The organism is Nonomuraea sp. ZG12 (genome assembly GCF_052068115.1).
Taxonomy (GTDB): Bacteria; Actinomycetota; Actinomycetes; order Streptosporangiales; family Streptosporangiaceae; genus Nonomuraea.
In genome coordinates, this window is the sequence record NZ_JBQHCW010000016.1 from 61,634 (window position 1) to 88,553 (window position 26,920).

Below are 26,920 nucleotides of genomic sequence, written 5' to 3' on the forward strand. Positions count from 1 at the left end.
CCCAACGCCCTCGTCTTTGATCCGGTGACCGTCTTCAATTCGGTCACCCCGCCCCCTTGTCTGCATTCGGTCACCCCGCCCCTCTCGTCTTTGATTCGGTCACCCCCTCCCGTCTTTGATTCGGTCACCCCCTCTCGTCTGCGATTCGGTGTTGATTGGTTGTTGACCGTCCACGGGCAGGCTGTGATCCACGACACGGACCTGGGGGGTTCGAGGACCGTGTCGGGTCCGGCCGGTCGTCGATGTGAGGCGGCTAGCCGCTACGCGGAGCATCCGGATACCCGGGCCCCCTAGCGAAGCGTGGCGGTCAGATGGCCGGCCGGGCCGAATTCCCCTATCTCACACCAATTTCTGCGGGGCTCGTGACGCCCGAAGGACAGCCTTGTTCAATCATGTGTGGATGACACGTCTGGACGACGAGCTGTACTCAGGACTCGACGACCTGAGCGTTCTCCAGGAGGACCTTGAGGTCCCCGGCCTCAGGAGCACCGAGGCCGGTGAAGATGTCGAAGGCCTGCCGTAGACAGTCGGTGCTCCTGGTGGCGCTGCCGAGCCCCTTGAGCGCCTTGCCCAGCACCGTGAGGGAGAGCGCTTCCCCGTAGGGGTGGCCGATCTCCCTGGACACCACCAGGGCCTCCTCCGCGTGGCGCACGGCCTCGCCGTAACGCTCGGCGGTGATGAACGTCTCCGCCAGCCGGGAGCAGACCCGCTGTTCCCAGACGCGCTGCTTGCTGGCCCGGAAGAAGGCCAGGCACTCGGCGTGGTGGTGGACCGCCTCGGTGAGCCGGCCGACCCGCGACAGCACGATGCCCAGGTGATAGCGGGCTCTGGCGGTGCCGGCGCCGCTGCCGATCTCGGTGAAGATGGCCAGGCCCCGCTCCGCCGCGGCGATCGCGTCCTTGGCGCGGCCCAGGCCGAGGTGGTCGCGGGCCGAGTAGCTGAGCACCAGCGCCTCACCGGCGGGCACGTCGTTGTCGCGGTACCACTGCGAGGCCGTGTCGAACCAGGCCAGCGCCTCGGTGTGGCGGCGCTGGCGGCCGACGACGACGGCGAGGGCGTTCAGCACCTCCCCGGTGACGATCTTCTCCTGGCGCGCCGTGGAGAGCTCGTGCACGATCTTGAACTGCTCCTCGGCCTCCGGCAACCGGTTGCCGGCGAACAGCACCCTGCCGAGCACGTACCGGGCGCGCAGTTCGCTCGCCTGGTCGCCGATCCGCCGGGCGGTGGCCAGCACGGCGCGGGTCCCGTGGTCGAACTCGCGGGTGTGGGTGCCGGACTCCAGCAGCGGCTCCATGGCCACCAGCAGGTCGGCGGCGGGCAGGAGCTGCTCGGGCAGGCGCGAGGAGATGGCGGCCTGGTTGATCGCGGCGAACAGCGAGTCGCCCTCGGCGATCAGCCAGGCGACGGCCTCGTCGGTCGTGCCGAACACGTGGCCGCTGCCGACCACCACGAGGTTGTCGGAGATCATGCTGCCTTCGTAGGCCAGCCGGTGCGCCGACCGGCAGGAGGCCAGATAGAAGCCGAGCAGCCTGCGCAGCGCCATCGTGCGGGCCTGTGGCCGTTCGCTCTTCTCCAGCGCCCGCCGCGCGAACAGCTTGAGCAGGTCGTGGAAGCGGTAGCGGCCCGGAGCGGGCGCCTCCAGCAGGCTCGCGTCGACGAGCGACTCCAGCACGTCCTCGGCCTGGCGCATGCTCAGCGACAGCACGGCGGCCGCGGCTCCGGTGGAGATGTCCGGCCCGGTGGGCAGCGACAGCAGCCGGAACGCGCGGGCCTGGGAGCCTTCGAGCTGGCCGTACCCGAGTGCGAACGTGGCCTCGACGGCGAGGTCGCCCACCCGCAGCTCGTCGAGGCGGCGCTGCTCGTCGGCCAGTCTGGACCCCAGCGAGGCCACCGTCCAGGACGGCCGGGCCGCCAGCCTGGCCGCCACGATCCGTACGGCCAGCGGCAGGAACCCGCAGGCGGCCACCACGTCCATGGCGGCGGCGTGCTCGGCCGCCACCCGCTCGGGCCCGGCCACCGTGGCGAACAGCGACAGGGCCTCGTCCGGCTCCATCACGTCCAGGTCGATCAGCCGGGCCGACGGCAGGTCGGCGAGCTTGACCCGGCTGGTGACCAGCGCCGCGCACCCGGGCGAACCGGGCAGCAGCGGGCTGACCTGCGCGGCGTCGCGGGCGTTGTCGAGCAGGACGAGGATGCGCCGGTCGGCGAGCAGCGACCGGAACAGCGCGGAGCGCTCGGCCGGCACTTCCGGGATCACGTCGGGCGGGATGCCGAGGGCCCGCAGGAACGCGCCGAGCGCCGACTCGGGCGCGGTGGCCTCGTCGGTGTAACCGCGCAGGTCGACGTAGAGCTGCCCGTCGGGGAACAGGTCGCCGGTCGCGTGCGCCACGTGTACGGCCAGCGCGGTCTTGCCGACGCCGCCGATGCCGCAGATCACCGCGACGGGCACCCCTTCGGCCGACGACTGCGCCGACAGCAGCGTACGGAGCCGCCCGGCGATCTCCTTGCGCCCGGTGAAGTCGTTCACCGCGGCCGGGAGCTGCGCGGGACGTGGCAGCTCCGGCGCCGGCTCGTCCTCCGGCTCGGGTGCTTCGGCGGCGACCTCGGCGGCGGCCAGCTTGGGGTCGGCGGCCAGGATGCGCTGGTGCAGCGCGGTCAGCTCGGGGCCCGGCTCGATGCCGAGCTCCTCGATGAGCGCCTCGCGCGTCTCGGTGAACACCGCCAGCGCGTCGCCCTGCCGCCCGCACCGGTAGTAGGCCAGCATGAGCTGGGCGCGCAGCCGCTCGCGCAGCGGGTGGTCGGCGGTCAGCGCGATCAGCTCCGAGACCACCGCCGCGTGGTTGCCCAGCTCCAGGTCCAGGTCCATGAGCGACTCGATGACGCTGATCCGGCGCTCGATCAGCCGGTCGCGCTGGTGCTCGGCGTACGGACCGACGGCTCCGGCCAGCGGCTCGCCCTCGAACAGGCGGAGCGCGTCGCGCAGGCACTGGGCGGCGGCCGACGGCCTGCCCGCCCGCCGCGCGCTCTCCGCCTCGGCGATGCCCGCCTCGAACCGGGTCAGGTCGAGGGAGTTCTGGGGCAGCCGCAGGGCGTAGCCCCGGCCGACGGAGGTGAGCAGGTCGGGACGGGTGCGGGCGGGCCTGTCGGGCTCCAGGACCGTGCGCAGCCTGGAGACGTAGGTGCGCAGCGCGCCGAGTGCCCTGGGTGGCGCTTCCTCGCCCCAGACGGCGTCGATCATCTCGGTCGGCGTGACCGCCCGGCCTTCCCGCAGGAGCAGCATGCCGAGAATCGAGCGCTGCAACGGGGTGCCCAGATCGAGCTCGCTGCCATCGCGCCACGCGCGGACGGGACCCAGCACGGCGAACCGCAGCCTGCCTTCGACGTCCTGACCAGCCATGCCGCTTGTCTCCAACGCAATGGAACGATTTGTTACCGAATGATAGGTCCATAGTCGCCGCGCACCTAGGCGCGGGGGCATTCGTTAACCGAAGCGTTGATTCGCCTTTGATCCGGTATTGAGCGTCGCACAGCATCCTGAAGTCAGCGAGCGTGACCCAGGAAAAACGGGGGCGTCACGCTCGGGAGAATAACCAGGACAAATGTATGGCCCCGCCCATTTCCATCGGGCGGGGCCTCGCGGGTCCGGGGTTCGGCTCAGCCGTGCCACAGAGCCGGCGCCAGCGTGGCGTGCCGTACCAGAGAAAGCTCCTTCAGTCCCATCGTCAGGTGGTCGAGCGCGGCCGCGATCCACGGCAGCTGGAGCGGATCCGCGCTGTTCAGCGCGGTCAGCCGCTCGTCGGTCGTGGTCCCGTACAGCAGACTGACTGCGACCCGCACCCGCGCGGCGGCGGGGTCGTCGCCGAAGGCGTGGCCGGGCAGCACCCCGATGCCGTGCTCGTCGAGCAAGATCCTGGTGATGTCCGCCGAACCGCCGAGTCGCAGATGGCTCAGGTCCGGATAGAGGTAGAAACCCCCCTGCGGAACGGGCACGTCGGCGCCGATCGCGACGAACCTGTCGCGGACGGCGTGCGCCAGCGTGCCGTGCAGCTTCCTGCTCAGCTCGATGCGTTCGGTCAGCTCGGGTGGATCGGTGAAGGCGTACGCCGCGGCTTCCTGCACCGGGGCGGCCGGTGCCGACCAGATCTCGCTGGCCACCGCGAGCAGGGCGGCGCGCAGGTCGGGCGCGTTCTCGGGCAGTCTGGCGACGCCGATCCGCCAGCCGCCGAGTGCCAGGCTCTTGCTCAGGCCGGTGGTGACGACCGTGCGCTCGGGAGCCAGGTCCGCCGGGGAGGTGTACGGCAGGGCCGGGTCGTGCAGCAGGTCGCGGTAGATCTCGTCGGAGATGATGTAGAGGTCGAGGTCGCGGGCGACTTCCACCAGGCGGCGGATGGTCGGCGGCGTGGCGAGCCGTCCCGTGGGATTGTCCGGCAGCGTCACGAGCACGGAGCGGACGGTCCGGCCCTGGGCCCTGGCGCGCAGCACGGCCGCGGCGACCAGATCCGGATCCGGCGCGCCTCCCTCGCCGCGCGGCGCGGGGACCAGGATGGGGCGGGAGCCGACCAGGTCGGCCTGCGCGGCGTAGCTGACCCAGCTGGGCCTGGTCAGGACGATGTCGCCGCCGATCGCCAGGAGCAGGCCGTACAGCAGCGACTTGCTGCCCGGTCCGCTGACGACCAGCTCGGGGTCGGTGGTGAGCCCCCGTCGTGTCCAGTAGCCCGCCGCCGCGCTCCGGAGCTCGGCCGCCCCCGCGACCGGCCCATAGCCGTTGCGATCGGATGCGGCGACCAGCTTGTCGCGCAGCGCCGGGTGGACGGGCAGCCCTGCCTCACCGAAGGCCAGGTGGAGCACACGTTCCCCGGCGCGCCGTCTTCGCTCGATGTCTTCGTTGGCCGCCAGGGTGGCGGACAGGGTCACGGTCATGTTTGTCACGTTCCCAGGGTGGTTGGATAGAGGCATCAGGACAAGCGAGGCTTTTTGTGGGTAGGCATAAGGAAGTCCGATGCTCGATTTGCGCCGTTTGACGTTGATCTGCGAATTTGCCCGTCGGGGCAGCATCGCTGCAACCGCCGCTTCGACGGGGTATAGTCCGTCGGCCGTCTCCCAGCAACTGGCGGCGCTGGAGCGTGAGACCGGCACGGCCCTCATCGACAGGACCGCGCGCAGCGCCGAACTCACCGATGCCGGCCGGAGGCTGGTGGCGCATGCGGAACGCATCCTTTCCATGGTCGAAGAGGCGGAATCGGATCTGTCGGCCCACGCGGGCAGCCCCGCCGGGCGTGTCGTGGTAACCGCCTTCCCCACAGCGGCCGTCGCATTCGCCCCAGCTCTCGCCCGCTCGCTCCGCCGTCACACCGAGCTCACCCTTCGGCTGCGGCAGAGCAGGTCCGGGCGGGGGATACGGGAGGTGCAGTCGGGCGAGGTGGACATCGCGCTGGTCGACGACTGGTACGGCCAGGCCCGCGACAGCGAGAACCTGCGGGTCTTCCCGCTGCTGCACGACCCGCTGGTGCTGGTGGTGCCCCGCAAGCACCGCCTGGCCGACCCCGGGGTGCCGCTGGACCTGCGCGAACTTCGCGACGAGCCGTGGATGGCCACCCCGGACGGCGAACCGTCGCGGCTGGCGGTCGACCGGCTCCTCGTCGACGTGGGCGGCACCAGGCCGGTGCCGTGGGAGTTCGAAGGGCTTGGAACGATCCTCTCCCTGGTCGCCAAGGGCATCGGCATCGCCGCCGTCCCCGCCCTGGCGCTGGCGGCCGGGGTGCGCGGGCTGTCGGTGCGCCAGTTCCCCGGCAACCCGGTGGCGCGTGACGTGCACGCCGTCGCCCGCGCCTCCAGCGTCAACCGCCCGTCGGTGTCGGTGACGCTGCGGGCGATCCACGTCGCCGCCCGCTACATCGCCGCCGACCTCGCTCCGGTACGGCCGGCCGAGCGCTGAGTTCCGGTAGCGTCTGCCGTCATGGCGCCGACCTACGACATCGAGCAACTGCTGCTCACCCAGCCCAGCATCCGTACGGTCGCGGGCGTGGACGAGGTGGGCCGTGGGGCGTGGGCGGGGCCCGTCACCGTGTGCGCCGTCGTCACCGATCTGTCAGCCCCTCCCGCGGGCCTCACCGACTCCAAACAGCTGTCCGCCGCCAAGCGGGCGAAGGTGTCGGCGGAGCTGGCGCCGTGGGCGGTGGGCATCGGCCTCGGCGAGGCCACGCACGCCGAGATCGACGAGCTCGGCATGACCCAGGCGCTGCGCAGGGCCGCCCGCCGCGCGCTGGAGGCGCTCCCGGTACGGCCCGACGCGCTGATCCTGGACGGCAAGCACGACTACATCGGCCCGCCCTGGCCGGTGCGGCTGGAGGTCAAGGGCGACGCGGCCAGCATCTCGGTGGCCGCCGCCTCTGTGCTCGCCAAGGTCCACCGCGACGCGTACATGGCCACCATCGGCTGGGACGACTACGGCTTCGCCGAGAACGCCGGCTACCCCTCGCCCCAGCACACCGAGGCGCTGGCCCGCCTCGGCCCCACCCCGCACCACCGCCTGTCCTGGTCCTATCTCGACGACCTCCCGCGCTGGCGCCACCTCAAGCACCACCGCGATCCGGCGGCGGGCGAGGGGCAGGTCAGCCTCTTCGGCTGACACCGCCCGCCGCGTTCGGCCATCATCGGTGGGATGCGGATCGGCATCTTCCTGCTCGCCGCCCAGTTCCCCGGCCAGGAGCCGGGGCGGGTCCTGGCCGACACGGTCGAGCTCGTCGTGGCCGCCGAGCGGGCCGGGTTCGACGACGCCTGGATAGCGGAGCACCACTTCATGTCCTACGGCGTCTGCCCCTCGCCGACGACGCTGGCCGCGGTCGCGATCGGCCGCACCACCCGCATCGGCCTCGGCACGGCGGTGAGCGTGCTGTCCACGCAGCACCCGGTGGCCCTGGCCGAGCAGGCCGCCATGCTGCACCACCTGTCCGGCGGGCGCTTCACGCTGGGCGTGGGCAGAGGCGGCCCGTGGCAGGACCTGGAGGTCTTCGGCACCGGCCTGGAGCGCTTCGAGCGGGGGTTCGCCGAATCCCTCGACCTCCTGGTCACCGCACTGTCGGGAGGGCCGGTGTCGGCCGACGGCGACTTCTTCCGCTTCCGGGAGACGACCCTCGTCCCCGCCGCGCGGATGCGCCCGGTGGTGGCCTGCACCTCCGACGCCACCCTGAAGCTGGCGGCCGAGCGCGGCCTGCCGATGCTGCTGGGCATGCACATCGACGACCAGGACAGGGCGGCCATGGTCAGGACCTATGGGGGACCGGCCGGCCACATCGCTGCGGCGCTCGCCCACGTCGCGGACACCACTCCGCAGGCGGTGCGGGAGCTCAAGCAGGCGATGCCCGCGTGGCTGGAGCCCGGCCTGGCCGGATACGTGCCGGTGGACGGTCGTCCGCGCCCGCCCAGGGACGTGCCCGCCTACGTGGACTTCCTCACCCGCGTGCACCCGGTCGGCTCACCGGAGCACTGCGCGCGCACGCTGGCGCGCACCTCACGAGCGACCGGGATCGAGCACTTCATCCTCATGGTGGAGGGGACCGGTGACCACCGGCGCACCCTGGAGAACATCCGCCGCCTGGGCGCCGAGGTGCTGCCCGCGCTGCGCTGACCGCCGTACGGCCACCCGCCGGCGCGGCGGGTGGCCTGCACGCTCGGCTCAGCAGTCGACCAGCTCCGGCTTCTGGTTGAGAATCTGCGCGCGCGGGGTCACGAACTCGCGCAGGGACTCACCGGCCGACGGGTCGAACACGGCAACCCGGTGGCAGTTCTGGAAAGCCAGTTTGACGCTGAAGTGGCGCTCCAGCGCACCACGCATCGCGTCGCTCGCCAAGCAGCGCAGGAGCTGTCCGCGAGCCTCCTCGTCGGGGGGCGGCACCTGGTTGTCGACGAACTCGGCTCCTGTCTTGTCACGCTGCTCGACCAGCTCGGTGATCATCGACCAGGCGTAGGGCAGGGAGTCACGGACGCAGGCGAGGAACGCCGCGTCGTCCACCTCTCCGGCTCGGGCCTGGTCGAGCAGATCGTTCGGAACGGTCAGCGACATGCTGTCTCCTTTCGAAAGACATCGAGTACGACGCTAGATCGGCTTCGGAGATCCCTCCAGATGGCTGAAGGGCGACAGTCGTGTGGATCAGAGGCCCGGTCGTGTGGATCAGGGGCCGTAGACGAAGTCGGGGTCGATCTGCGCGGAGAGGTCCACGCCGGTTCTGTCGTTGGCCCACGCGTGCGCGTTGCGCAGGTGGAACTCCGCCGTCTGGCGGCCGAACCGGGCCCAGTCCTTCTCCTGCTCGTCCACGTGCTTGAGCAGCATGGACAGCGTGTCGGAGTTGGCCGGCTCCAGGTCGCCGAGGGTGAGCGGGCGGCCCTGCTCCATGGCCCGGACGGCGGCGGAGTGCTCCATCCAGGTGAGCAGATGGTGGCCGACGTGCTCGCGCAGGAAGTCCACGTCGGCGGAGTCGTGCACCTTGTTGCCCACCACGGCGAGCGGCACCTGGTAGTCGGCGGCGTAGTCGCGGTACTGCCGGTAGACGCCCACGCCCTGCCTGGTCGGCTCGACGACGAGCAGGGTCAGGTCGAAGCGGGTGAACAGGCCGGAGGCGAAGGAGTCGGAGCCTGCCGTCATGTCGACCACGACATACTCGCCCTGGCCGTCGATCAGGTGGTTGAGCAGCAGCTCCACCGCCCCGACCTTGGAGTGGTAGCAGGCGACGCCGAGGTCGTCGTCGTTGAACGGGCCGGTCGCCATCAGGCGGATGCCCTCGGCGGTGGTGACACCGTGCTCGTAGGAGGCGAGATCCTCGAAGGACAGCAGCCGGGAGCCCCGGCCCGGCGGGGTCGTCTTGACCATGGCGGCGGCCGAGGGGACGCGCGGGTTGTCGCCGCGCAGGTGGTCCTTGAGCTCCGTGAGGTGCGCGCCCAGCGGCTCGGGCGGCTCCCCCACGCCGAGGACGAGGGCCAGGTGCTGATTGATGTCCGCGTCGATGGCGACGACCGGGGCGCCCTGGCTAGCCACGTATCTCGCGAACAGCGCCGACATCGTCGTCTTGCCGCTGCCGCCCTTTCCGACGAACGCCACCCTCACGGGATCCTCCTTGAAGCTGATTATGAAAACCGTTGTCGGCCGTACGAATGACCATCATGCCACACTGGCGGGATGCGAGAGGGAGATTCGGCGAGCGTGGCGCGACTGTCCGATGACTCGCGGGAGGAGTTGGCCCGTGGGGTCCGGCTGCGCGAGCGGGGCAGTCGCGAGGAGGCCCGGGACCTGCTGGTGGACCTGGCGGCGCGGCACCCGGACGACGCCGAGATCGCCTACCAGACGGCGTGGGTGCACGACGCGCTCGGCCTCGAAGCGGAGGCGGTGGCCTACTACGAGCGGGCGCTGGCCGGTGCCGGGCTGAGCGCGGAGGACCGGCTGGGCGCCTTCACCGGGCTGGGGAGCACGCTGCGGGTGCTGGGGCGCTACGGCGAGGCGCTGGCGCTTTTCGAGCGGGGGCTGGAGGAGTTCCCCGGCGATCCGGGGCTGCGGACGTTCGCCGCCATGGCCCTCTACAACGAGGGACGGTCCCGCGAAGCGGTGTCCGGGCTGCTCAAGCTGCTGGTCGAGTCGGGCGGGGCCGGGCGCTACCGGCCGGCGGTCGAGTACTACGCGGACCACCTCGACGAGACGGTCCCGTAGCGCCTGGAAAATGGATGGACGTCCGGCGGGGGGCGGTGCGTAGCCTGTGCCGGATATGAACAGGGACATCTTGAGTGATCTCGCTCATGCCGATCACCCCATCGCCTCGCCGATCAGCGAGGAGAACCTTTCTCGCCTGCTGCGCAGGGCCCGGCTTCCCGCCGGCGCCAAGGTGCTCGATCTCGGGTGCGGGTCGGCGTTCTGGAGTCTGCGACTCCTTGAGCTGTACGGCGACGCGACGGCCGCCGGGGTGGACATCTCGGATCGGGGGTTCGATCTTGCCCGCCGGGAGGCGGCGCTGCGAGGCGTGGAGGACCGGCTGACGCTGCACCACGGCTCCGCGGCCGGGTTCGACGCCGCGGGGCCGTACGATCTCGTGCTCTGTGTCGGCGCGACGCACGCCTTCGGCGGGCTGGCCGCCACGATGGAGGCGATCGGGAAGCTTGTCTCGCCGGGCGGGCTGGCGTTGGTGGGGGAAGGGTTCTGGGAGCGACCGCCGAGCGCGAAGCTGGAGGAGCAGATTGGGGTATATCCGGATCTGTTGGGGACGGTGGCACAGGCCGAGGCAGGCGGATTCCGTACCGTGTACGCGCACACCAGCGAGCTCGGTGAGTGGGACGACTATGAGTGGTCGTGGACCGGATCGCTGCTGGACTGGGCGCTGCGCAACCCCGGCGAGGACGGCGACGCCGCCGCGGCCGCGGCCCTCGCCCACCGGGAGCTGTGGCTGGGCGGCTATCGGGACCGGCTCGGGTTCGTGACACTGCTGCTGCGGCGCGCGTAGCCATGCTGCGGCGTACCTGGCGGGTTGCCGCGCTGCGGATTTTCTAGCGGCAGGTGGCGTCGAGGGCGACCGGTCGTTCGGGGGTCGGTGTCGGGACGGTGGTCGAGCGGGCGGCTCTCGGGGTGGTGGCCAGGGTGCGGGCAGGGCGTTCGGAGAGCACCTGGGAGACCTTCTGCCTGATCAGCCGCCAGTCCGGGGCGCCCGTGTCGATCAGCGGGGGGACGAAGCTCAGGCTCCGGATGTGGGTGTCCTTGACCTTCTGCGACAGCTCCACCAGGGCGGGCAGCAGGCTCTGCGGGACGTCCGTGGAGATGGCCCGCTTGGTGGCGGTCGCCAGGTTCTCGAAGCTGTTGACCACGGTGACCGGGTCCGCCTGCTTGGCGACCGCGTTGAGCAGGCACTTCTGGCGGCCCATGCGCACATAGTCGTCGCTGTCGGTGCGGGAGCGGCCGTACCAGAGGGCTTCCTCGCCGTTGAGCCTGCGGGTGCCGGCGGGCAGCAGACCTTCGCGGTACCGGCCGTACACGATGGGCTCCTCGACGGTGACCCGGACGCCGCCCATGGCGTCGATGATCTCGGCGAAGCCCTTCATGTCGATCATGGCGTAGTAGGACACCGGGATGCCGAGGATGCCGCCGACCGTCTCCTTGAGCAGGGTGGGGCCATGCTGCCCCTTGGCGGCTCCGGGGACGACCTCCGGGTGGTCCTCGGCGTACTGGAAGACCTCGTTGAGCAGGCCCGGATGGGTGCTGCCCGAGCCGGTGAAGCCGTACGGGAAGCGGTCTCGGGCGGGGCCGTTGGGCATCGGCACGTCCTGGAGGTTGCGCGGCAGGCCGAACAGGGTCGTGGCGCCCGTCGCGGTGTCCACGCTGGCCACGGTCATGCTGTCGGTGCGCACCCCGGGCCGGTTCGGGGCGGAGTCGGCGCCGATGAGCAGGAAGTTGACGCGCTGGGCGCCGTTCCACGGGTCCTCGGACATGACCGGGCCGGTGTTGCCGGCGAACAGGTGGTGCATCACGTCGCGCGACAGGTAGGCGAGCCGGGCGGCGTAGGCGGTCGGGGCCAGGATGAGCGCGCACAGGCCGATGGTCAGGCCGGTGGTGAGGGCCCGGCCGACGATGCCGGAGGCGGCGGGCCGTACCAGCGTGTAGGACCAGACGATCACGGCGGTCCAGGTGGCCGCGAGCACGGTCAGCGCGATCACCAGCGCGGTGATCCAGCGCGGCTGGACGGCCAGCGACAGCAGCCGGGTGCTGAACGCGGTCACCATCGTGAGAATGAAAGCCAGCAGGAACACATGGGCCGCCATGAGCGCCAGGCCCGTTCTGTGGCGATGTGTCGCCAGGTGGGCCACGCCCCAGAGCAAGGCCGAACTCAACGTGAGCGCGAGGCTCATCCCGAGACCGAAACCGCGATCCTTTCCCGTCATGCCTGGTCAAACCCCCATCGCCCGCCAGTCTCTGCAACGCTAGACACCGGTTGGGGATGATTGACACTCTCCCAGGGAAGTGTCGTCTCAACATCGGGTCAAGGGACTGTTTGAGTTATAACGTGAATGTGCGCGATCGACGTGGTAAGTACGGGTTAGACGAGCCGTGGGCCCTTGGGGGCCTCGTCCTGGGCGCGGTCCTGCTGCTCGCCCTGGCGGTGATCTCGTTCGACAACGACATCCTGGCGGTGGCGATCGCCTTCCTCTTCGGCGCCCTCTACACGCTGGCCAGCGCCGCGAGCCAGCTCTACACCACGCGCCGGGGCAAGTTCGCCGTCTGGGGCGAGGCGCTGCGTGAGCTGACGGGCGAGGAGAAGGTGCTCGACCTCGGCTGCGGGCGGGGCGCCGTGCTGCTGCTCGCCGCCAAACGGATCGACCACGGCACCGCCACTGGCCTCGACCTGTGGGGCCGGCGGTCCAGCGAGGCGGTCACCCGGGCCAACGCCGAGGCCGAAGGGGTCTCCGACCTCGTCGAGCTCACCACGGGCGACATGCGGGAGCTGCCCTTCGACGACGAGTCGTACGACGTGGTGGTCTCCAGCCTGGCCGTGCACCACATCTCCAAGGCGGACGGGCGCGCGGCCGCGATCCGCGAGGCCCACCGGGTGCTGCGCCCCGGCGGGCTCCTGCTCATCGCCGACCATGAGCACGTACCCGCGTACGAGACCGTGCTGCGCGGGCTCGGCGTGGTCGACGTCCACAGGCGTGATCTGGGCTGGCGCTACTGGCATGGCGGCCCCTGGGCCAGGACCTGGATGCTGCGCGCCCGTAAGCCGTAGCGGCGTTTCGGGATCCGCCCTGCGGGCACCGATGGCGTTCATGAGCGATGTTGAGACCGGCGTCATCTCCACGAAGGTGCCCGCCCGGCTTGACCGGCTGCCATGGTCACGCTGGCATTGGATGATCGTCATCGGGCTGGGCACCGTCTGGATTCTCGACGGGCTCGAAGTCACCATCGTCGGTAACCTGTCGGCCCAGCTCGCCAAGCCGGGCAGCGGCCTGGACATCACCCAGGAGCAGGTGGCGGGGCTCGCCGCCGCACTCTACGTGGCCGGAGCCTGCTCGGGGGCGCTGTTCTTCGGCTGGCTGACCGACAGGTTCGGCCGCAAGAAGCTGTTCATCATCACCCTGCTCGTGTATCTCGCGGCCACGCTGGCCACCGCGTTCTCCTTCAGCGCGTGGTGGTTCTTCCTGTTCCGGTTTCTGACCGGCTTCGGGATCGGCGGTGAGTACGCGGCCATCAACTCCGCCATCGACGAGCTCATCCCCAGCAGGCACCGGGGCAGGATCGACATTCTCATCAACGGCAGCTACTGGCTGGGCGCGGCGGGTGGCGCGCTGCTGACCGTGCCGCTGCTGAACAACCTGCCGGTCAACATCGGCTGGCGCATCGCGTTCGGCCTGGGCGTGGTGCTCGGCCTGGCGATCCTCCTCGTCCGCAGGAACGTGCCGGAGAGCCCGCGGTGGCTGTTCATCCACGGGCGGGACCGCGAGGCGGAGGAGATCGTCCAGGACGTCGAGCGCCAGGTGGGCGGCGACCTGCCCGAGCCCGCGCAGTCGATGACCATCCACCAGCGCAAGTCGATCGGGTTCGTCCGGATCGCGCACACGATGGTGGCGCTCTACCCCAAGCGGACCGTGCTCGGGCTGTCGCTCTTCATCGGCCAGGCGTTCCTGTACAACGCGATCACCTTCGGGTACGCCCAGATCCTGTCGACGTTCTACAACATCGACACCTACACCGGCTATTACTTCGCCGTCATCGCGGTCGGCAACTTCCTCGGCCCGCTGCTGCTCGGCCGGCTCTTCGACACCGTTGGCCGGATCCCGATGATCTCGGCCACCTACGTCGGCTCCGGGCTGCTGCTCCTGGGCACGGCCTGGCTGTTCAACCAGGGCGTGCTCACTGCGGTCACCCTGACGGCCTGCTGGTCCGCGGTGCTCTTCGTGGCCTCGGCCGGGGCCAGCTCGGCCTACCTGACAGTGAGCGAGATCTTCCCCATGGAGACCAGGGCGATGGCCATCGCCTTCTTCTTCGCCATCGGCACCGCCGCCGGCGGCATCGCCGGTCCGCTGATCTTCGCCAAGCTGGTCGCGACCGGCGTCCCCGGTGACACGGCACTCGCCTTCACGATCGGCGCCGTGCTAATGATCATCGCGGGCATCGTGGAGCTGATCTTCGGGGTCAAGGCCGAACGCAAGGGCCTGGAGGACATCGCCGCACCCCTCAGCGCGGCCACGCCGGACAAGGTCGCCTGACACCCTCCCGTGCTCCCGTGGTTTCGTGCTCGCAGCGAAGGGCTCGCCCCCGGAAGGCGCTCCGCGCCTCACCCGCTTCGGCGTGCTTCTCGGCCTGGCGGCCCTCATTGTGCGAGGGCAAGCCCTCGCGCTTCGCCCCACGGTGCCTTGATGAGAAGGTGCTTCGCGTCAACGGCAGATCGACGGTAATCCGGATGGCAGACTGACCACGAGTTCTACGGCAGACTGACCACGAACCGAACGGCAGACCGACCACCGATGAAGCGGCAGACTGACCACGGACCGACTGTGAAGTGGGATAACGTGGAGATCGTGGCCGAAGATGATCTGTATCCACGTCGGGCCGAGACCATGGCTCTGGAAGCCCTGGCTGACACGCGGGTCGTGGTGGTCAACGGCGCTCGCCAGGTAGGCAAGAGCACCCTCGCTCGTTCGATCCTGGATGCCAGGCCGGGAGCCAAGGAGCTGTACCTCGACGATCCCGCTGTCCTGGATGCGGCGCGGGAAGACCCGGTCGGTTTCGTCCGGCATGACGAGCTGCTCTTGATAGACGAAGTCCAGCGAGCCCCTGAGTTGCTGCTGCCGATCAAGCGTGAGGTCGATCGAGATCCCCGGCCGGGACGTTACCTGCTCACCGGATCCGCCCGCCTGCTCGATCTTCGTGATCTTCCTGACGCCTTGCCCGGGCGGGCGGAGACGATCGAGTTGTGGCCTCTCTCCCAGGGGGAGATCGATTCGGCGCCGGACGGATTCGTGGACGCCGTTTTTCGTCAGGGTACCGACGTCGATCTCAGGACCACGTTGGGTAAGCGTGACTACGTCAGCCGGGCGTTGCGGGGTGGATATCCGGAGGCTGTTCGACGTGACCCCGGCCGTCGTCGTGCCCGGTTTTTCGACTCCTACGTATCTGATCTCATCACCCGGGACGTGCGTCAGCTGACCGACATTCAGCGGCCTGCGGAAATGCGCAGACTGCTCAGCGTGGTGGCGGGGCGTATGGGCGGTCTCGCGGTCCCGCAAGCACTCGGCAGCGACGTAGGAATGTCCCGCGTGACCCTGTCGCGCTACCTCGACCTTCTGGAGCTGGTGTTCGTCATCAAGAGGATCCCGGCGTGGTCCTCGAATGCGACCACACGTGCGATCGGCACGCCGAAGTTGCTCGTGGTCGATTCCGGGCTGGGCGGCCGGCTGATCGGCATGGCCCCGGAGCGCGCTATGGACCCGACCAGTGCCGTAGGACCCCTGTTGGAGAATTTCGCCGTCGGGGAGATCGCTCGCCAGCTGACGTGGGCTGACGAACCGGTGCAGCTCTTCCACTACCGCGACCGCGACAAGATCGAGGTGGACGCTGTGCTGGAGCATGCCTCCGGGGACCTCGTGGGTGTTGAGATCAAGGCGGCGGAGACCGTACGAGGGGATGACTTTCGTGGTCTGCGTCATCTGGAAAGCCGTCTTGGCAGGCGCTTTCTGGCTGGGTTCGTGCTGTATTCCGGACAGGAGTCGCTGTCGTTCGGCGATCGGTTCAAGGCGTTGCCGCTGGCAGCGCTCTGGCAGCTGAACCCCTGACCAGCCGTTTTACGTCGTCAGCTTTCGGAAGATGATCGTGGCGCGGAAGTTGCCGGGTGTGGTGGGGTCCGGTTCTGCCTTGGCGCTGACGATGTGCAGCTCCGCGCCGTCGCCGAAGAAGCGCAGGGCCACCGGGTAGGCGGCCTCCTCGATGTGGTGCGGTGTCGGCTCGCTCACCGTCACGGACAGCTCGAAGGGGAAGGGCTCGCGCTTGTGCATGTCACACCTTCAAGTCTCGCCGACCGGGGGGAGCGGGCCGACTTTCTCCCCCGCTGTACAGCGAACTACCCACGGGAGAAGGAATTACGACGATAAGGGGTAGGCCCTGACACCGTGTGATGATCTATGCCTGGATGTGCTGATTCTTGGGAGGCATACATGACCATGGCGGATCGTGTGGACGCTGTCCTGCGCGCCGGTGAGGCGCCGAACCTGCATGGTCTCGTGGTGAGCCGACAGGGCCAGGTGGTGCTGGAGCGGTACGGCGAGGGGGCGGACTACCGGCTCGGCGACTCGCTCGGGCGGATCCGGTTCGACGCCGGGACGCTGCACGACATGCGGTCCATCTCCAAGAGCGTGGTCGCGCTGCTGTACGGGATCGCGTTGAAGCACGGGCTGGTGCCCGAGCCGGGCGAGGGGCTCGTACGGCAATTCCCGGAATATCCGGACCTGGTGGCCGATCCGGCACGCGCCCATCTCACCATCGAGCACGCCCTGACCATGACGCTCGGCCTCGAATGGGACGAGAGCGTGCCGTACACGAGCGTGGCCAACAGCGAGCTCGCCATGGAGGCGGCCCCCGACAGGTACCGCTATGTCCTCGAACGGCCCATCGTGGAGGAGGCGGGCAAGCGCTGGTCGTACTGCGGGGGAGCCACCGCGCTCATCGGCGGGATCATCGCGAAGGGCGCCGGGGAGCCGCTGGCGGAGTTCGCGCGGGCCGCCCTGTTCGAGCCGCTCGGGATCGGCGCGTTCGAGTGGACCGCCGGGGACGACGGCGTGGCGATGGCGGCGGCGGGCCTGCGGCTCAGGCCGCGTGACCTGGCGGCCATCGGGACGCTGATGCTCGACGGCGGTCGCGACATCGTGCCGGGAGCCTGGCTCGACGAGGTGCTGAGACCGCGCGTGCCGATCGCCGACGACCGCTGGTACGGCTACCAGTGGTACATCGAGCCCCAAGGGGTGCTCGGCGCCCACGGCAACGGCGGCCAGCTGCTCGCCGTGATCCCGTCGCGGGACATGGTGGTGGCGATGACGGCGGGCGACTACGACGACTTCACCCGCTCCAGCACCGCAGCCGTCTTCGACGCCCTGATCGCCCCACTCGCCTGAGCCCCGTCAGGCCCGCCAGGCGGCGAGCAGGTCCTCCGGGCCCCACTGCTGGACCGGAAGACCGGGCTCGAATCCGGCTCTCGACACGGCGATCCGGGGCGTGGCGGCGGTGACACCGGGCACGAAGCCGCCCTCGCGCACCAACGTGTCGTGGTCATGCCGGTCGAACGGCCGCTGGTCGAGCCATTTGACCGACCCGACGAAGTGGATCCGCTTCGCGACCGGCCCTCTGTCCGCGCCGACCAGGTCCACTTCGGGGTTGTTCTGGCGGTTCCACCAGCCCCCTATCTCCTCGGTGTCCGGCCAGTTGTCATCGGGGAGCGCTCTGGCCAGCGACTCACGGATGATCGGCTCGACCGCGCGCCCGCGCCAGGCCGTCCAGGAGCGCTCGATGCGGCGCAGAGCCACGTCCGGGCGTCCGCGCTCACTGTCGGCGATCGCTCTGTGGAGAAAGGTCAGCCAGAAGCGCAGGTAGGGATCGGCCACGCGGTATCGCTTGTTCTTGGTGTCCGGCGTTGTGGAGAGCGGGAGATCGGCGGCGATGACCCGTTTCGCGGTGAGGGTGGCGAGGATGGGGGCGAGGGTCCCGGACGGGAGTGGCGCGGTGCTGCCCGTCTTGGCGGCGATACTGCCGAATGTCCGCTCACCCGCTCCCACGACCTCCAGCACCGTTCGGGTGTGTGTGCCGGCCGGGAACTCACCCAGCAGTGACAACTCTCCGGCGGCGAGGAGCGGGGACAGCGGTGATTCCAGACTTTGGCGCAGGAAGTCGAGGCGCGACATCCCAGGCCGCCACGACTGGACGATCTCCGGGAATCCACCGGTGAGCAGGAGGGCGTCCACGGCGTCTGCGGCGGGCAACCGGGTCATCTCGGCCACGTCGGCGAGGGACAGCGGCCGGATGGTCATGTTCGCCGCCCGACCGAAGAACGGTCGCCCGTATTCCTGGAGCGCCTGCATCATGGTGAGATCACTGCCCACCAGAATCAACAGGACAGGTCTGCCGGACAGGAACCGGTCCCAGACCGTCTGAAGTGCCCCTTCGAACTCGGGATCCTGCTCGATCAGCCACGGAACCTCATCGAGGACCACGATGCAGGGCGAATCCTCGATCGCGGTGGCGAGTGACCTCAGCGCTTGGTTCCAGTCCTGCGGCTCGACCCCCTGGACCAGGTCGGCTCCCGGTAGGCCCGCGCAGACGGCCGCCTCGACGAGATCGTGCCGTTCAGCGGCGGCGGAGCGTCCGCGAGAAGCCTGGAAGATGACATAAGGAAGCCCCGATCGGTCGCAGAACTCCTGAACCAGCCGGGATTTGCCGACCCTGCGGCGGCCGGTCATGATCAGCGCTCGACCTCGGGTGGTGAGGTGCCCCTCCAGCACCTGGCGCAGTTGCCCGTCGAGAGTTCGCAGATCGTCGGCTCGGCCCGTGAACGCGCGCATCCCAGCCTCCCTAAGTAAGATTCAATCTTAGTAAGAATCAATCTTACTAAGATGGATCCGACTAGACCGGCAACACCCTGATCGCCGATCGGAACGCCGCCACGGCCGCCCTGATCGCCGGGTGCTCGCCGTACCCCCGTCTGAAGGCCGCCAGCGTGCGGCGGCTCAGGGGGAGCCGGGTGAGACGGACCTCGGGGGGCGGGGCGAGCGCGGCGAGGCGGGGGACGAGGGCGACGCCGTGGCCGGCGGCGGCGAAGGCGAGGACGGTGTCGAAGTCGTCGAGGTGGTGGCGGACGAGTGGGTCGAAACCGGCTGCCTGGCAGGCCCTGATCGTCATGGTGTAGCAGAGGGTGCCCGGTTTGGCGGCGATCCACGGGTCGCCGGACGCCGCGGCGATCGAGGGGCGGTTCGTGAGGTAGATCGGCTCGCTGAACAGCGGCTCGGTCTCCAGTGACGGGTCGGTGACCGGCGGCACGAAGTCGTACTCGTGCACCAGGGCCACGTCGAGCTCGCCCGCGCCGAGGGCGGCCGAGACGTCGGCGGGGTCGATCTCGGCGAGCATCGGCACCAGGCCGGGGTGGGCGCGGGTCAGGTCGGCGAGCGCAGACGGCAGCAGGACGCGGGCCGCCGTCGGGAACGCGCCGATGCGGAGTGGCCCCGAGAGGCCGCCGCGGACGGCGGCGAGCGCGGCGGAGGCGCGTTCGAGCTGTTCCAGTACGGCCTGCGCGTGCTCGACCAGCAGGTGGCCGGCGGGGGTGAGGGCGACGGTGCGGCCGGTGCGCTCCAGCAGCGGCACGCCCGCCTCCTTCTCCAGCGCGCTGAGCTGCTGCGAGACCGCCGACGGGGTGAAGGCGACGGCTTCGGCGACGGCGGCGATCGTGCCGCGCCGGGACAGCTCGCGCAGCAGATGCAGCTTGCGTGGATCCAGCATAAGAGAAGCTTACGCTGGACCGCAGAAATGGTCGCTGGACCTAATGGGTCCGGGCACGGCACCCTCGAAGACATGCTGACAGGACTCCATGTACCGCTGATCACGCCGTTCACCTCTACCGGCGAGGTGGCCGCCGAGGCGATCGAGAAGCTCGCCGAGCACGTCCTCGACCAGGGCGCGTCCGGGCTGGTGGCGCTGGGGACGACCGGTGAGGTCGCGGCGCTGAGCGCGGCGGAGCGCGCCCGGGTGATCGAGGTCTGCGCGCGGGTCTGCGGAGCGCGCGGTGTGCCGCTGACAGTGGGCGTCACCGGGAACGACACCCGGACCACGGCCGAGGCGCTCAAGGGCCTGCCCGAGGGCGTCGCGGCGGCGCTGGTGACGGTGCCGTACTTCCTGCGGCCCGGCGAGCGCGGCGTCGTCGCGCACTTCGAGGCGCTGGCGGAGGAGACGCCGGTGCCGCTGGTGATCTACCACATTCCCTACCGGACCGGTCAGGCGGTGAGCGCCGCGACGCTGCGCCACCTGGGCGGCCACCCGATGATCGCCGGGGTGAAGTACGCCGCCGGCGGCATCGACCAGGACGCCATCGACCTGCTCGGCGACCTGCCCGACGGCTTCGAGGTGCTGGGCGGTGACGACACGGTCATCTCGCCGCTGCTCGCGCTCGGCGCGTCGGGCGCCATCCTGGCCTCCGCGCACCTGGCCACCGACCGCTTCGCCGAGCTGGTCGACGCGTGGCGGGCGGGGGACGTGGCGCGCGCCAGGGCGCTGGGGCACCGGCTCGCCAGGCTGTCGGCCGCGCTGTTCGCCGAGCCGAATCCGACGGTCGTCAAGGGCGTCCTGCACGCCCGGGGCCTGATCCCCACCCCCGACGTCCGGCTGCCGCTGCTCCCCGCGAGCGAGCAGGCCATCTCACAGGCTGACCTGGTGGCGGTACATCCAGGCCAGTGACTCCTGGCTCGCGCTCCTCTTCAGGAAGTACGGCATCAGCGCGTCCCGGAAGACCCGGGCCACCGGGCCCGCCGCCTTGCTGTTGCTGATCGTCCTGGCGTAGGCGACCACCCGTTCGACCCGGTCCCGGCGCTCGCTCTCGAACAGCCGGAACGCGGCGCGGTGGTCGCCCGCGTCGCGCAGGCACCTGGCCAGCACGACGGCGTCCTCGATGGCCAGCGAGGCGCCCTGGCCCGAGCTGGGCGAGGTGGCGTGCGCGGCGTCGCCGGTCAGCAGCACCCTGCCGCGATGCCAGGTGGGCAGGGGCGGCAGGTCGTGGATCGGCAGCATCGGCCCGAGCTCGGCGCGGCGGACGAGGTCGGCCGAGAAGTTGGCGTCGGGCTCGAACGCCTCGGCCAGGACCGGCCGCCAGTCGGCGGGCACGTCCCCGAGCTCGCGCGGCAGGTTGGCGAACCACCAGGTCTCGCCCGACTCGGCCACCGTGTAGCCGAAGAACGCCCGCTTGCCGAAGACCAGGTGGTAGACGCCGGGCTCGCCGGTGAAGTCCTGGTCCCGCACGATGCCGCCACCGCTGTAGAGGCCCGCGTACCGGGGCTCGGGCGCGGTGGGGTCGAGCAGCCGGCGGGTGCGCGAGTGCACGCCGTCGGCGGCGATCAGCAGGTCGCCGGTGGCCTCGCCGCCGTCCTCGAACCTGGCCGTCACCCGGTCGCCGGTGTCCTCGAAGGAGACCATGCGGCGGCCGTACGAGATCGTGATCCCGCGCCGGACGGCCTCGTCGCGGACGATCCGATGGAGGTCGGCGCGCAGGATGGTGTGGCTCACCGTGCCGTCGTCGAGCGCCAGGCCGTTGGAGACCGCGCCCAGGCGCTTGCCGGTGCCGCTCCACATGACCAGGTCCGGCGTGGGGATGCCCGCGCGCAGCACCTCGCGGTGGGCGTCCAGTGCGCGCAGCGCGTCGAGGCCGTTGGAGGCGACGTTGAGGAACGCGCCCACGCCGTCGGCCGACGCGCCGTACGCCTCGAAGATCTCGGCGTCGACGCCGACCTCACGCAGCGCCATCGCGATGGCGGGACCGCCGATGCCGCACCCTATGACCAGAGCCTTCATCGTGCTAGCCTTTCGTTCGGTCGAACGAAATATACGGCGAGGGGAACGCTCGTGTCCAGAGATATTTCGGATCACCGAAAGACATTGCTGGATGAGCTGACCCTGGCCGGGCGGGACAACAGCAACGCGGCCGTGATGTACCACACCGCCATGGGCGAGCGGATGGGCCTCGGCGCGAGCGAGGAGAAGACCCTTGACCTGCTGCAGCGCCTCGGCCCGCTGACCGCCGGCGAGCTCTCCCGGCACACCGGCCTGGCCCCCGCCTCGGTCAGCGGCCTGATCGACCGGCTGGAGAGCAAGTGGCTGGTACGGCGGGTCCGGCACGAGAAGGATCGCCGGCGCGTCATCGTGGAGATCAACCACGAGCGGATGACCGGCTTCGGCGAGCTGTTCGAGCCGCTGGTCAGCGGGCTCGCCGAGCTCTACGCCGGCTACTCCGACCAGGAGCTGGAGACGATCCTCGACTTCCTCAGGCGGGCCACCGCCGTCCAGCGCGCGGCCACCGCGAAGCTGACCGAGGGATCATGACCCCCTGATGGCCGAGCCGACCTCGCGGACCTGGTCGGCCAGCAGCCCGAGGGCGCCGACCGCCCTGGTCATCGGGTCGTCCTCGCTGCCGCCCAGCGCCTTGTCCCGCAGGTAGGCGGCCTTGATCTCCGTCCAGCGAGCCTGCTGGACGGGGGTCAGGCGGCCACGAAGCTCGGCGAGCTTGAGCAGGTTCGCCTCGGCGTCCGTGGTGAGGGTCTGCGCCTCGCCCAGGTAGTGATCGTCGATCATCGCTTCGAGCTCCGCCTCGTTCATCGCGGGGACGATGCGCTCGGCCAGCTTGTTCATGTTGCGGTACGAGCCCTGCAGCCGGTACGGCGGCTCGGTGCGAGCGGCGTCCGACTGCGCGGCCGAGGCGATGTAGGCCCGGTTGTTGGCCAGGACCACCTCCTGCACCCGCACCAGCTTGCGCAGCACGCTCAGGATCTGCTCCAGCTCCGGCCCCGAGTAGGGGTGGCTGAGCTGGTCGGGCCTGACGGCCTGGTCGCCCTTGGCCAGGCGGACCAGCAGCTCCACGTCGGACCGGTCGCGAGCCGACAGCGGCGCGAGCACCGGGTTGGAGGTGAGGGCGTTGTCCACGTAACTCAGCGCGAACTGCTCCTCCCTGCCCGACAGCACGTCGCCCAGGTTCCACACGTCGGCACGGTTGGCGAGCATGTCCGGGATGCGGAAGCGCTGCCCGGACTCGGTGTACGGGTTGCCCGCCATGCACACGGCGAACCTCTTTCCGCGCAGGTCGTAGGTCCGGGTGCGGCCGTTCCAGACACCCTCGATGCGGCGCTGCGCGTCACACAGCGAGATGAACTTCTGCAGCAGCTCGGGTGAGGTGTGCTGGATGTCGTCCAGGTACAGCAGCGTGTTGCCGCCGCTCTCCAGCGCGAAGGAGATCTTCTCCACCTCCTGCCGGGCCGTGGCGTTCGGCGCCTCCGCCGGGTCCAGCGACGTCACCCCGTGCCCCAGCGCCGGCCCGTTGACCTTGACGAACATCAGCCCCAGGCGGCTGGCCACGTACTCCATCAGCGTCGTCTTGCCGTAGCCGGGCGGCGAGATGAGCAGCAGCAGCCCCATCTGGTCCGTCCGCTTCCCGTCACCGGCGGCCCCGAGCTGCTTGGCCAGGTTGTCGCCGATCAGCGGCAGGTAGACCTCGTCCAGCAGCCTGTTGCGCACGAACGCGCTCATCACCTTGGGCTTGTACTCCTCCAGCCGCAGCCTGGCCCGCTCGGCCGCGACGAGCTCGCCGCGCCGCTTCTGGTAGGCCCGGTAGGCCGGCACCCGCTCGGCCGCGAACCGCCTGGTCCTGGCCAGGATCTCGTCCAGCCGGATCTCCAGCTTCCGGTCCGCGATCCGCGGGTGCGCGCCCAGCAGCCCCTCCACGGTCGCGGAGACGGACGCGCTGGAGTCGTGCCGGGGCAGGTCGCAGAGCTGCAGCGCGATGGCCTCGGGCAGCTCGGGCCCCTGGTGGAAGGCGCCGATCCAGGCCTGGGCGAGTTGCACCCGCTCCGGCAGCGCGACGGCCTTGAGATCCTCCTCGAACTCCCTGACCTTGGCCGGCCCCAGCTGCCGCTGGAACCCCACCACCAGCTCTCGCGCGGCCTTGCTGGTCACGAACCCGTCCGGCTTGCCGGCGAGCTCCTCGACGAGATACTCCCCGGCGATCGCCGCCACGCCGCCCGCGTGCGGCTGGCCGATGGTGCCGAGGAACGCGTCGATCAGCGCGCCGAGCTCCGCGGCCAGCGCCGCGAGCGCGGGCGTGGCCCCGAAGACGGTCCTGGCCCGGCCGAGCGACCCGGCGCGGGTGGCGAATGTTTTACGTGAAACCTCCTGCATTCCGTACGTCCAGAACAGCTGGGCGGCGGCCCGCGCCTCCGCCGGGTAGCGCAGCAGGCCCGCGCCCTCACGCAGCCGGAGCAGGGTGTCCAGGATGGCGGCGGCGTCATGGTCGTGCACGCCGCGCTCGTAACCCTCGTCGTAGCGCTCCTGGGCGGCTCGCCGTACCAGCTCGGGCAGGTCGGGACCGGGGACGGCGGTGTCCAGGAGTGAGGCCGCCAGGTGCTCGGCGCGGTAGACCTCGGCGGTCTCCGAGACGAGGAGCTGGTCCCAGAAGGGGCGGGTGTCGGCGAAGGAGGCGGGGGCGGGGGAGCGGTAGTCGGTGCCGGTGATGGCGAAGTTCATCGTCACGCCGTCACCGTCCGGGCTCCGCTGCGGCACCAGCGTCAGGTCGATCGGCTGGGTGTTGACGGCGAAGCGGTGCCGGCCGAGCCGGATGCTCTCCCCGTCGTCGGTGAACAGGTCCAGGCGGTCGCGCAGGGCGCGCCCGGCCTCCTGCTGCGCCGCCTTGACCCTGCCCTCCAGCTCCTCGGCCCGTACGGAGTCGCCCAGGTCGCGCAGCTCGGCCGAGACGGATCGGAGCTTGGCCACCATGGGGTCGGTGGCGAAGTAGGTGTTGACCTCGTCGAGCGAGCTCAGCGTGGAAAGCCTTCTGGTGATGCTGCCGAGAGTCCGTTCGGCGGAGGTGAACAGCCGGTCGGCGCGCTGGGCGAGCGCGTCGAGCTGTGCCTGCTTGCGGGCGGAGAAGGCCTCGTAGACGTCGTCGCGCTTGGCGTTGAGCCGGTCGGCGAAGTCGTCGAATTCGCCGAAGCGGGATTCCAGGTTCTCCACCTGGATCATCAGCCGGCCGAGCTGCTCGTCGCACTTGGCAGGCGTGTCGGCGACGGCCAGCGCGCCGGTGATGGCCTGGCCGAGCAGCGCGAACTCGGCCGCGAACGCGGCCCTGCCCTCGGCACCGAGCAGCTCGCGCCGGCGCCCGTCCAGCAGCGCCCGCGCCCGGTTGACGCCGCCCAGCACCTCGGCGATGCGGCCGAGGATGGAGGTGCGTACGGTGGCGTCGGCGATGTCCAGCGAGCCGACCACCTCGGTGACGACGTCGAGCCCCTCCGCCTGCGTGGTCAGCCGCTCGCTGACCGGGGCAGCCTCGGCCACGGTGGTGATCGCGGACGCCTGCGCGGCGAGCTCCTCCACGGCCGCGTGGTAGCCGGTGAACGCTTCGGGCCGTTCCAGGAACGCTATCGCCCGCCGGCCCGCGGAGGTGACCTCCTCGGTCAGGGCGGTGGCGAGCCCGTCCAGCCGGGCGAGATCGAGGTAGCGGACCTCGCGCAGCGTCACCAGGTGGCCCTGGGCCCTGCGCAGGGTGGCCAGCAGGGTGACCCAGGCGTCGGCGGTCGACGGGGACTCGCCCTTGGACCGGCGCAGCAGCTGGGTGACCTCCTCGGCGGCCTCCTCCAGCGTGCCGGCGGCCCGGCGGGTGAGCTCCGCCACGCTCTCGTACTCGTCGAGCACCTGCTCGGCGGTGGCGCGCACGTCGGCGAGCGGCCCGCGCAGACCGTGCTCGCCGAGCCAGTGGTAGCTGTCGAAGGTGCGCGTGCAGGTGGCGATCAGCGCCTCGAACGTGGCCGCCGACGGCGCCATCTCCTCGATCATGCGGGACACCGACAGGCAGTCGGAGATGCCGCGCACCAGCTCGGCGTTGCCGATGCGCTCCAGCGGCCCGGTGCCGGTCGGCTGCGCGGCTGCGTAGGTGTCGGAGACGTACGGCGTCTGCCACACCTGCATGGGGTGCACCCGCGTCGGCTCCTCGGAGGTGGCGCGGAAGACCACCATCGTGCCGTCGTCGAACAGCGAGAAGCCGTGGCAGACGATGGGGTTGGCCACCTCCTTCCTGATCACGTTGTACGGCAGCAGCAGCGAGCGTCCGTCACCCCTGGCGTGGAAGACGTAGAGCACGTCCTCGCCGTTGGGGGAGCGGACCACCCGCTCGAACTCCAGGTCGCTGACGTCGGTGTCGAACGTCTTGCTGACCCCCGTGGCCAGGTAGTAGCCGCCGGGGAAGATCAGCCCCTGATCCTCCGGCAGCCGCCGGCAGGCCTGGCCGATGCCGTCGAGCCTGGTCACGGCCTTGGTGCGGATGTTGAAGACCAGGTGCCGCCACTCGGTCTCCTTGTACGGCCTGATCCGCATGAGGATGAGCGGGCCGACGCGGGCGTACTCGACGTCGGCGTCGGCCAGGCTCTGCAGCTTCTCGGCGACGGGCTCGCTGTAGATGCCCGCACCGGACTCGGTGTTGTTCTCGATCTTGATGGTGAGGTCGCCGCCGACGGTCTCGACGAAGACCTCGTCCTCGATGGAGATGTGCGGGTGGCGGCCGAGGACGTGGTCGTCGCGGTTGCTGGGGGTCCACTCGAAGTCGTGGGAGGACGGGAAGACGTGGTCCCGCTCCCCCCGACTGTCCTGATATTTCATGACCCCGGTGGGGCTGACCGTCCAGCGGAGGACCCGGATGTCGGCCGGGCCCGTCTGGAAGACGGCCAGCAGCTTGCCCTCCACCCGCCTGAGCTGCGCGAGGCTGGTCTCCTTGTAGTAGCGGTAGAGCTCGGAGAAGTCCTTCCTGAAGGCCGGGTCGTCCAGGGCGGGCAGCGTCTCGGCGTCGAACCTGAAGGCGTCGCCCTCCCGGGTGAAGCGGTGCACGGCGAACACGTCGGCCACCGTGGTCTCCGGCTTGAGCCCGATGAAGACGTTGTAGCCGAACAGCATGACGTCGCCCACGGAGACGATGTCCCGGGGGACGCAGTTGTTCTCCGTGCGGATCCGCTCGGTGCCCAGCAGTCGCAGCTCGGCACCGCCGAAGACCGTCAGGCGCTGCGCGTTGACGGCCTCGGCCGCCTTCGACAGCTCCCGGGCCTGGGCGCCGAGCCGGTTCCTGAGCACCTCGTACGTGCCGGCCTCAAGGCCTGTGGTCTTGACCTGAGCGTTATCGATCACGCT

21 protein-coding genes are annotated in these 26,920 nt (G+C 70.4%); 11 read left to right on the plus strand and 10 right to left on the minus strand.

The features are described from left to right. Positions 1-427: 427 nt before the first annotated feature. Together ACTMTF_RS33080 and ACTMTF_RS33085 are read right to left on the minus strand one after the other, a co-directional pair. On the minus strand, positions 428-3,397 hold the full coding sequence (locus tag ACTMTF_RS33080) for an AfsR/SARP family transcriptional regulator (protein ID WP_441114204.1): 2,970 nt from the start codon (positions 3,395-3,397) through the stop codon (positions 428-430). Between the two features lie 257 nt (positions 3,398-3,654). Beyond that, positions 3,655-4,920 (minus strand): pyridoxal phosphate-dependent aminotransferase, encoded by a 1,266-nt coding sequence (locus ACTMTF_RS33085; RefSeq protein ID WP_441114297.1) that lies wholly within the window; start codon positions 4,918-4,920, stop codon positions 3,655-3,657. A 79-nt stretch (positions 4,921-4,999) separates the two neighbouring features. Between ACTMTF_RS33085 and ACTMTF_RS33090 the strand changes: the two genes are divergently transcribed. The 3 genes from ACTMTF_RS33090 to ACTMTF_RS33100 are packed head-to-tail and all read left to right on the plus strand — an operon-like array spanning position 5,000 to position 7,627. Beyond that, positions 5,000-5,935 carry a LysR family transcriptional regulator gene (locus tag ACTMTF_RS33090; RefSeq protein WP_397015724.1) on the plus strand — a complete coding sequence of 312 codons (936 nt, stop codon included), beginning with the start codon at positions 5,000-5,002 and terminating at the stop codon, positions 5,933-5,935. A 21-nt stretch (positions 5,936-5,956) separates the two neighbouring features. Next, complete coding sequence (locus ACTMTF_RS33095) at positions 5,957-6,628, plus strand: ribonuclease HII (RefSeq protein ID WP_441114205.1); 672 nt, start codon at positions 5,957-5,959, stop codon at positions 6,626-6,628. A 33-nt stretch (positions 6,629-6,661) separates the two neighbouring features. Continuing rightward, positions 6,662-7,627, plus strand: a complete 966-nt coding sequence (locus tag ACTMTF_RS33100; RefSeq protein WP_441114206.1) for an LLM class flavin-dependent oxidoreductase — start codon at positions 6,662-6,664, stop codon at positions 7,625-7,627. A gap of 48 nt (positions 7,628-7,675) precedes the next feature. Here the strand turns inward: ACTMTF_RS33100 and ACTMTF_RS33105 are convergent, their stop codons facing one another. Both ACTMTF_RS33105 and ACTMTF_RS33110 read right to left on the minus strand, forming a co-directional pair. Further along, positions 7,676-8,062 (minus strand): SCO5389 family protein, encoded by a 387-nt coding sequence (locus ACTMTF_RS33105; RefSeq protein WP_397015730.1) that lies wholly within the window; start codon positions 8,060-8,062, stop codon positions 7,676-7,678. Between the two features lie 108 nt (positions 8,063-8,170). Next, on the minus strand, positions 8,171-9,100 hold the full coding sequence (locus tag ACTMTF_RS33110) for a nucleotide-binding protein (RefSeq protein ID WP_441114207.1): 930 nt from the start codon (positions 9,098-9,100) through the stop codon (positions 8,171-8,173). 72 nt (positions 9,101-9,172) lie between these two features. Here ACTMTF_RS33110 and ACTMTF_RS33115 point away from each other — a divergent pair, with 72 nt between their 5' ends. Both ACTMTF_RS33115 and ACTMTF_RS33120 read left to right on the plus strand, forming a co-directional pair. Beyond that, a complete protein-coding gene (locus tag ACTMTF_RS33115; protein ID WP_441114208.1) occupies positions 9,173-9,697 on the plus strand; it encodes a tetratricopeptide repeat protein in 525 nt (174 codons plus the stop codon). Between the two features lie 55 nt (positions 9,698-9,752). Then, positions 9,753-10,481 carry an SAM-dependent methyltransferase gene (locus ACTMTF_RS33120; RefSeq protein ID WP_441114209.1) on the plus strand — a complete coding sequence of 243 codons (729 nt, stop codon included), beginning with the start codon at positions 9,753-9,755 and terminating at the stop codon, positions 10,479-10,481. Positions 10,482-10,524: 43 nt separating this feature from the next. On the opposite strand, the gene ACTMTF_RS33125 is transcribed toward ACTMTF_RS33120, so the two are convergent. Further along, positions 10,525-11,877 carry an LCP family protein gene (locus tag ACTMTF_RS33125; protein WP_397015738.1) on the minus strand — a complete coding sequence of 451 codons (1,353 nt, stop codon included), beginning with the start codon at positions 11,875-11,877 and terminating at the stop codon, positions 10,525-10,527. A 161-nt stretch (positions 11,878-12,038) separates the two neighbouring features. Between ACTMTF_RS33125 and ACTMTF_RS33130 the strand changes: the two genes are divergently transcribed. The 3 genes from ACTMTF_RS33130 to ACTMTF_RS33140 all read left to right on the plus strand — a co-directional run bounded on the left by ACTMTF_RS33130 (position 12,039) and on the right by ACTMTF_RS33140 (position 15,795). Next, complete coding sequence (locus ACTMTF_RS33130; protein ID WP_441114210.1) at positions 12,039-12,749, plus strand: class I SAM-dependent methyltransferase; 711 nt, start codon at positions 12,039-12,041, stop codon at positions 12,747-12,749. A gap of 40 nt (positions 12,750-12,789) precedes the next feature. After that, positions 12,790-14,229, plus strand: coding sequence for an MFS transporter (locus ACTMTF_RS33135; RefSeq protein WP_441114211.1), 1,440 nt, complete (start codon positions 12,790-12,792; stop codon positions 14,227-14,229). Positions 14,230-14,532: 303 nt separating this feature from the next. Then, entirely contained in the window at positions 14,533-15,795 is a 1,263-nt protein-coding gene (locus tag ACTMTF_RS33140) for an ATP-binding protein (protein ID WP_441114212.1), read from the plus strand. Positions 15,796-15,804: 9 nt separating this feature from the next. On the opposite strand, the gene ACTMTF_RS33145 is transcribed toward ACTMTF_RS33140, so the two are convergent. Further along, complete coding sequence (locus tag ACTMTF_RS33145) at positions 15,805-16,014, minus strand: hypothetical protein (RefSeq protein WP_397015743.1); 210 nt, start codon at positions 16,012-16,014, stop codon at positions 15,805-15,807. Between the two features lie 159 nt (positions 16,015-16,173). Here ACTMTF_RS33145 and ACTMTF_RS33150 point away from each other — a divergent pair, with 159 nt between their 5' ends. Beyond that, positions 16,174-17,127 carry a serine hydrolase domain-containing protein gene (locus ACTMTF_RS33150; RefSeq protein WP_441114213.1) on the plus strand — a complete coding sequence of 318 codons (954 nt, stop codon included), beginning with the start codon at positions 16,174-16,176 and terminating at the stop codon, positions 17,125-17,127. Positions 17,128-17,133: 6 nt separating this feature from the next. Here the strand turns inward: ACTMTF_RS33150 and ACTMTF_RS33155 are convergent, their stop codons facing one another. Both ACTMTF_RS33155 and ACTMTF_RS33160 read right to left on the minus strand, forming a co-directional pair. Further along, positions 17,134-18,567, minus strand: coding sequence for an ATP-binding protein (locus ACTMTF_RS33155; protein WP_441114214.1), 1,434 nt, complete (start codon positions 18,565-18,567; stop codon positions 17,134-17,136). Positions 18,568-18,628: 61 nt separating this feature from the next. Further along, positions 18,629-19,498 (minus strand): LysR substrate-binding domain-containing protein, encoded by an 870-nt coding sequence (locus tag ACTMTF_RS33160; RefSeq protein ID WP_441114215.1) that lies wholly within the window; start codon positions 19,496-19,498, stop codon positions 18,629-18,631. 72 nt (positions 19,499-19,570) lie between these two features. Between ACTMTF_RS33160 and dapA the strand changes: the two genes are divergently transcribed. Further along, a complete protein-coding gene (gene dapA, locus ACTMTF_RS33165) occupies positions 19,571-20,449 on the plus strand; it encodes a 4-hydroxy-tetrahydrodipicolinate synthase (protein ID WP_441114216.1) in 879 nt (292 codons plus the stop codon). Here dapA and ACTMTF_RS33170 read toward each other — a convergent pair. Continuing rightward, positions 20,411-21,556 (minus strand): FAD-dependent oxidoreductase, encoded by a 1,146-nt coding sequence (locus ACTMTF_RS33170; RefSeq protein ID WP_441114217.1) that lies wholly within the window; start codon positions 21,554-21,556, stop codon positions 20,411-20,413. The two genes, dapA and ACTMTF_RS33170, sit on opposite strands and share 39 nt — an antisense overlap. Positions 21,557-21,640: 84 nt before the next feature. On the opposite strand from ACTMTF_RS33170, the gene ACTMTF_RS33175 reads away from it, so the two are divergent. Further along, positions 21,641-22,084 (plus strand): MarR family winged helix-turn-helix transcriptional regulator, encoded by a 444-nt coding sequence (locus ACTMTF_RS33175; protein ID WP_397015754.1) that lies wholly within the window; start codon positions 21,641-21,643, stop codon positions 22,082-22,084. Here the strand turns inward: ACTMTF_RS33175 and ACTMTF_RS33180 are convergent. Further along, positions 22,079-26,917: a DNA repair ATPase gene (locus ACTMTF_RS33180; RefSeq protein WP_441114218.1), complete on the minus strand. Its 4,839-nt coding sequence runs from the start codon at positions 26,915-26,917 to the stop codon at positions 22,079-22,081. The genes ACTMTF_RS33175 and ACTMTF_RS33180 overlap by 6 nt on opposite strands. Positions 26,918-26,920 lie beyond the last annotated feature (3 nt).

Excerpts from the sequence above, each read along its gene's own strand:
- ACTMTF_RS33080 (WP_441114204.1), bottom strand. The coding sequence starts at position 3,397 with ATGGCTGGTCAGGACGTCGAAGGCAGGCTGCGGTTCGCCGTGCTGGGT.
- ACTMTF_RS33085 (WP_441114297.1), bottom strand. The coding sequence starts at position 4,920 with ATGACCGTGACCCTGTCCGCCACCCTGGCGGCCAACGAAGACATCGAG.
- ACTMTF_RS33090 (WP_397015724.1), top strand. The coding sequence starts at position 5,000 with ATGCTCGATTTGCGCCGTTTGACGTTGATCTGCGAATTTGCCCGTCGG.
- ACTMTF_RS33095 (WP_441114205.1), top strand. The coding sequence starts at position 5,957 with ATGGCGCCGACCTACGACATCGAGCAACTGCTGCTCACCCAGCCCAGC.
- ACTMTF_RS33100 (WP_441114206.1), top strand. The coding sequence starts at position 6,662 with ATGCGGATCGGCATCTTCCTGCTCGCCGCCCAGTTCCCCGGCCAGGAG.
- ACTMTF_RS33105 (WP_397015730.1), bottom strand. The coding sequence starts at position 8,062 with ATGTCGCTGACCGTTCCGAACGATCTGCTCGACCAGGCCCGAGCCGGA.
- ACTMTF_RS33115 (WP_441114208.1), top strand. The coding sequence starts at position 9,173 with ATGCGAGAGGGAGATTCGGCGAGCGTGGCGCGACTGTCCGATGACTCG.
- ACTMTF_RS33120 (WP_441114209.1), top strand. The coding sequence starts at position 9,753 with ATGAACAGGGACATCTTGAGTGATCTCGCTCATGCCGATCACCCCATC.
- ACTMTF_RS33125 (WP_397015738.1), bottom strand. The coding sequence starts at position 11,877 with ATGAGCCTCGCGCTCACGTTGAGTTCGGCCTTGCTCTGGGGCGTGGCC.
- ACTMTF_RS33135 (WP_441114211.1), top strand. The coding sequence starts at position 12,790 with ATGAGCGATGTTGAGACCGGCGTCATCTCCACGAAGGTGCCCGCCCGG.
- ACTMTF_RS33145 (WP_397015743.1), bottom strand. The coding sequence starts at position 16,014 with ATGCACAAGCGCGAGCCCTTCCCCTTCGAGCTGTCCGTGACGGTGAGC.
- ACTMTF_RS33150 (WP_441114213.1), top strand. The coding sequence starts at position 16,174 with ATGACCATGGCGGATCGTGTGGACGCTGTCCTGCGCGCCGGTGAGGCG.
- ACTMTF_RS33155 (WP_441114214.1), bottom strand. The coding sequence starts at position 18,567 with ATGCGCGCGTTCACGGGCCGAGCCGACGATCTGCGAACTCTCGACGGG.
- ACTMTF_RS33160 (WP_441114215.1), bottom strand. The coding sequence starts at position 19,498 with ATGCTGGATCCACGCAAGCTGCATCTGCTGCGCGAGCTGTCCCGGCGC.
- dapA (WP_441114216.1), top strand. The coding sequence starts at position 19,571 with ATGCTGACAGGACTCCATGTACCGCTGATCACGCCGTTCACCTCTACC.
- ACTMTF_RS33170 (WP_441114217.1), bottom strand. The coding sequence starts at position 21,556 with ATGAAGGCTCTGGTCATAGGGTGCGGCATCGGCGGTCCCGCCATCGCG.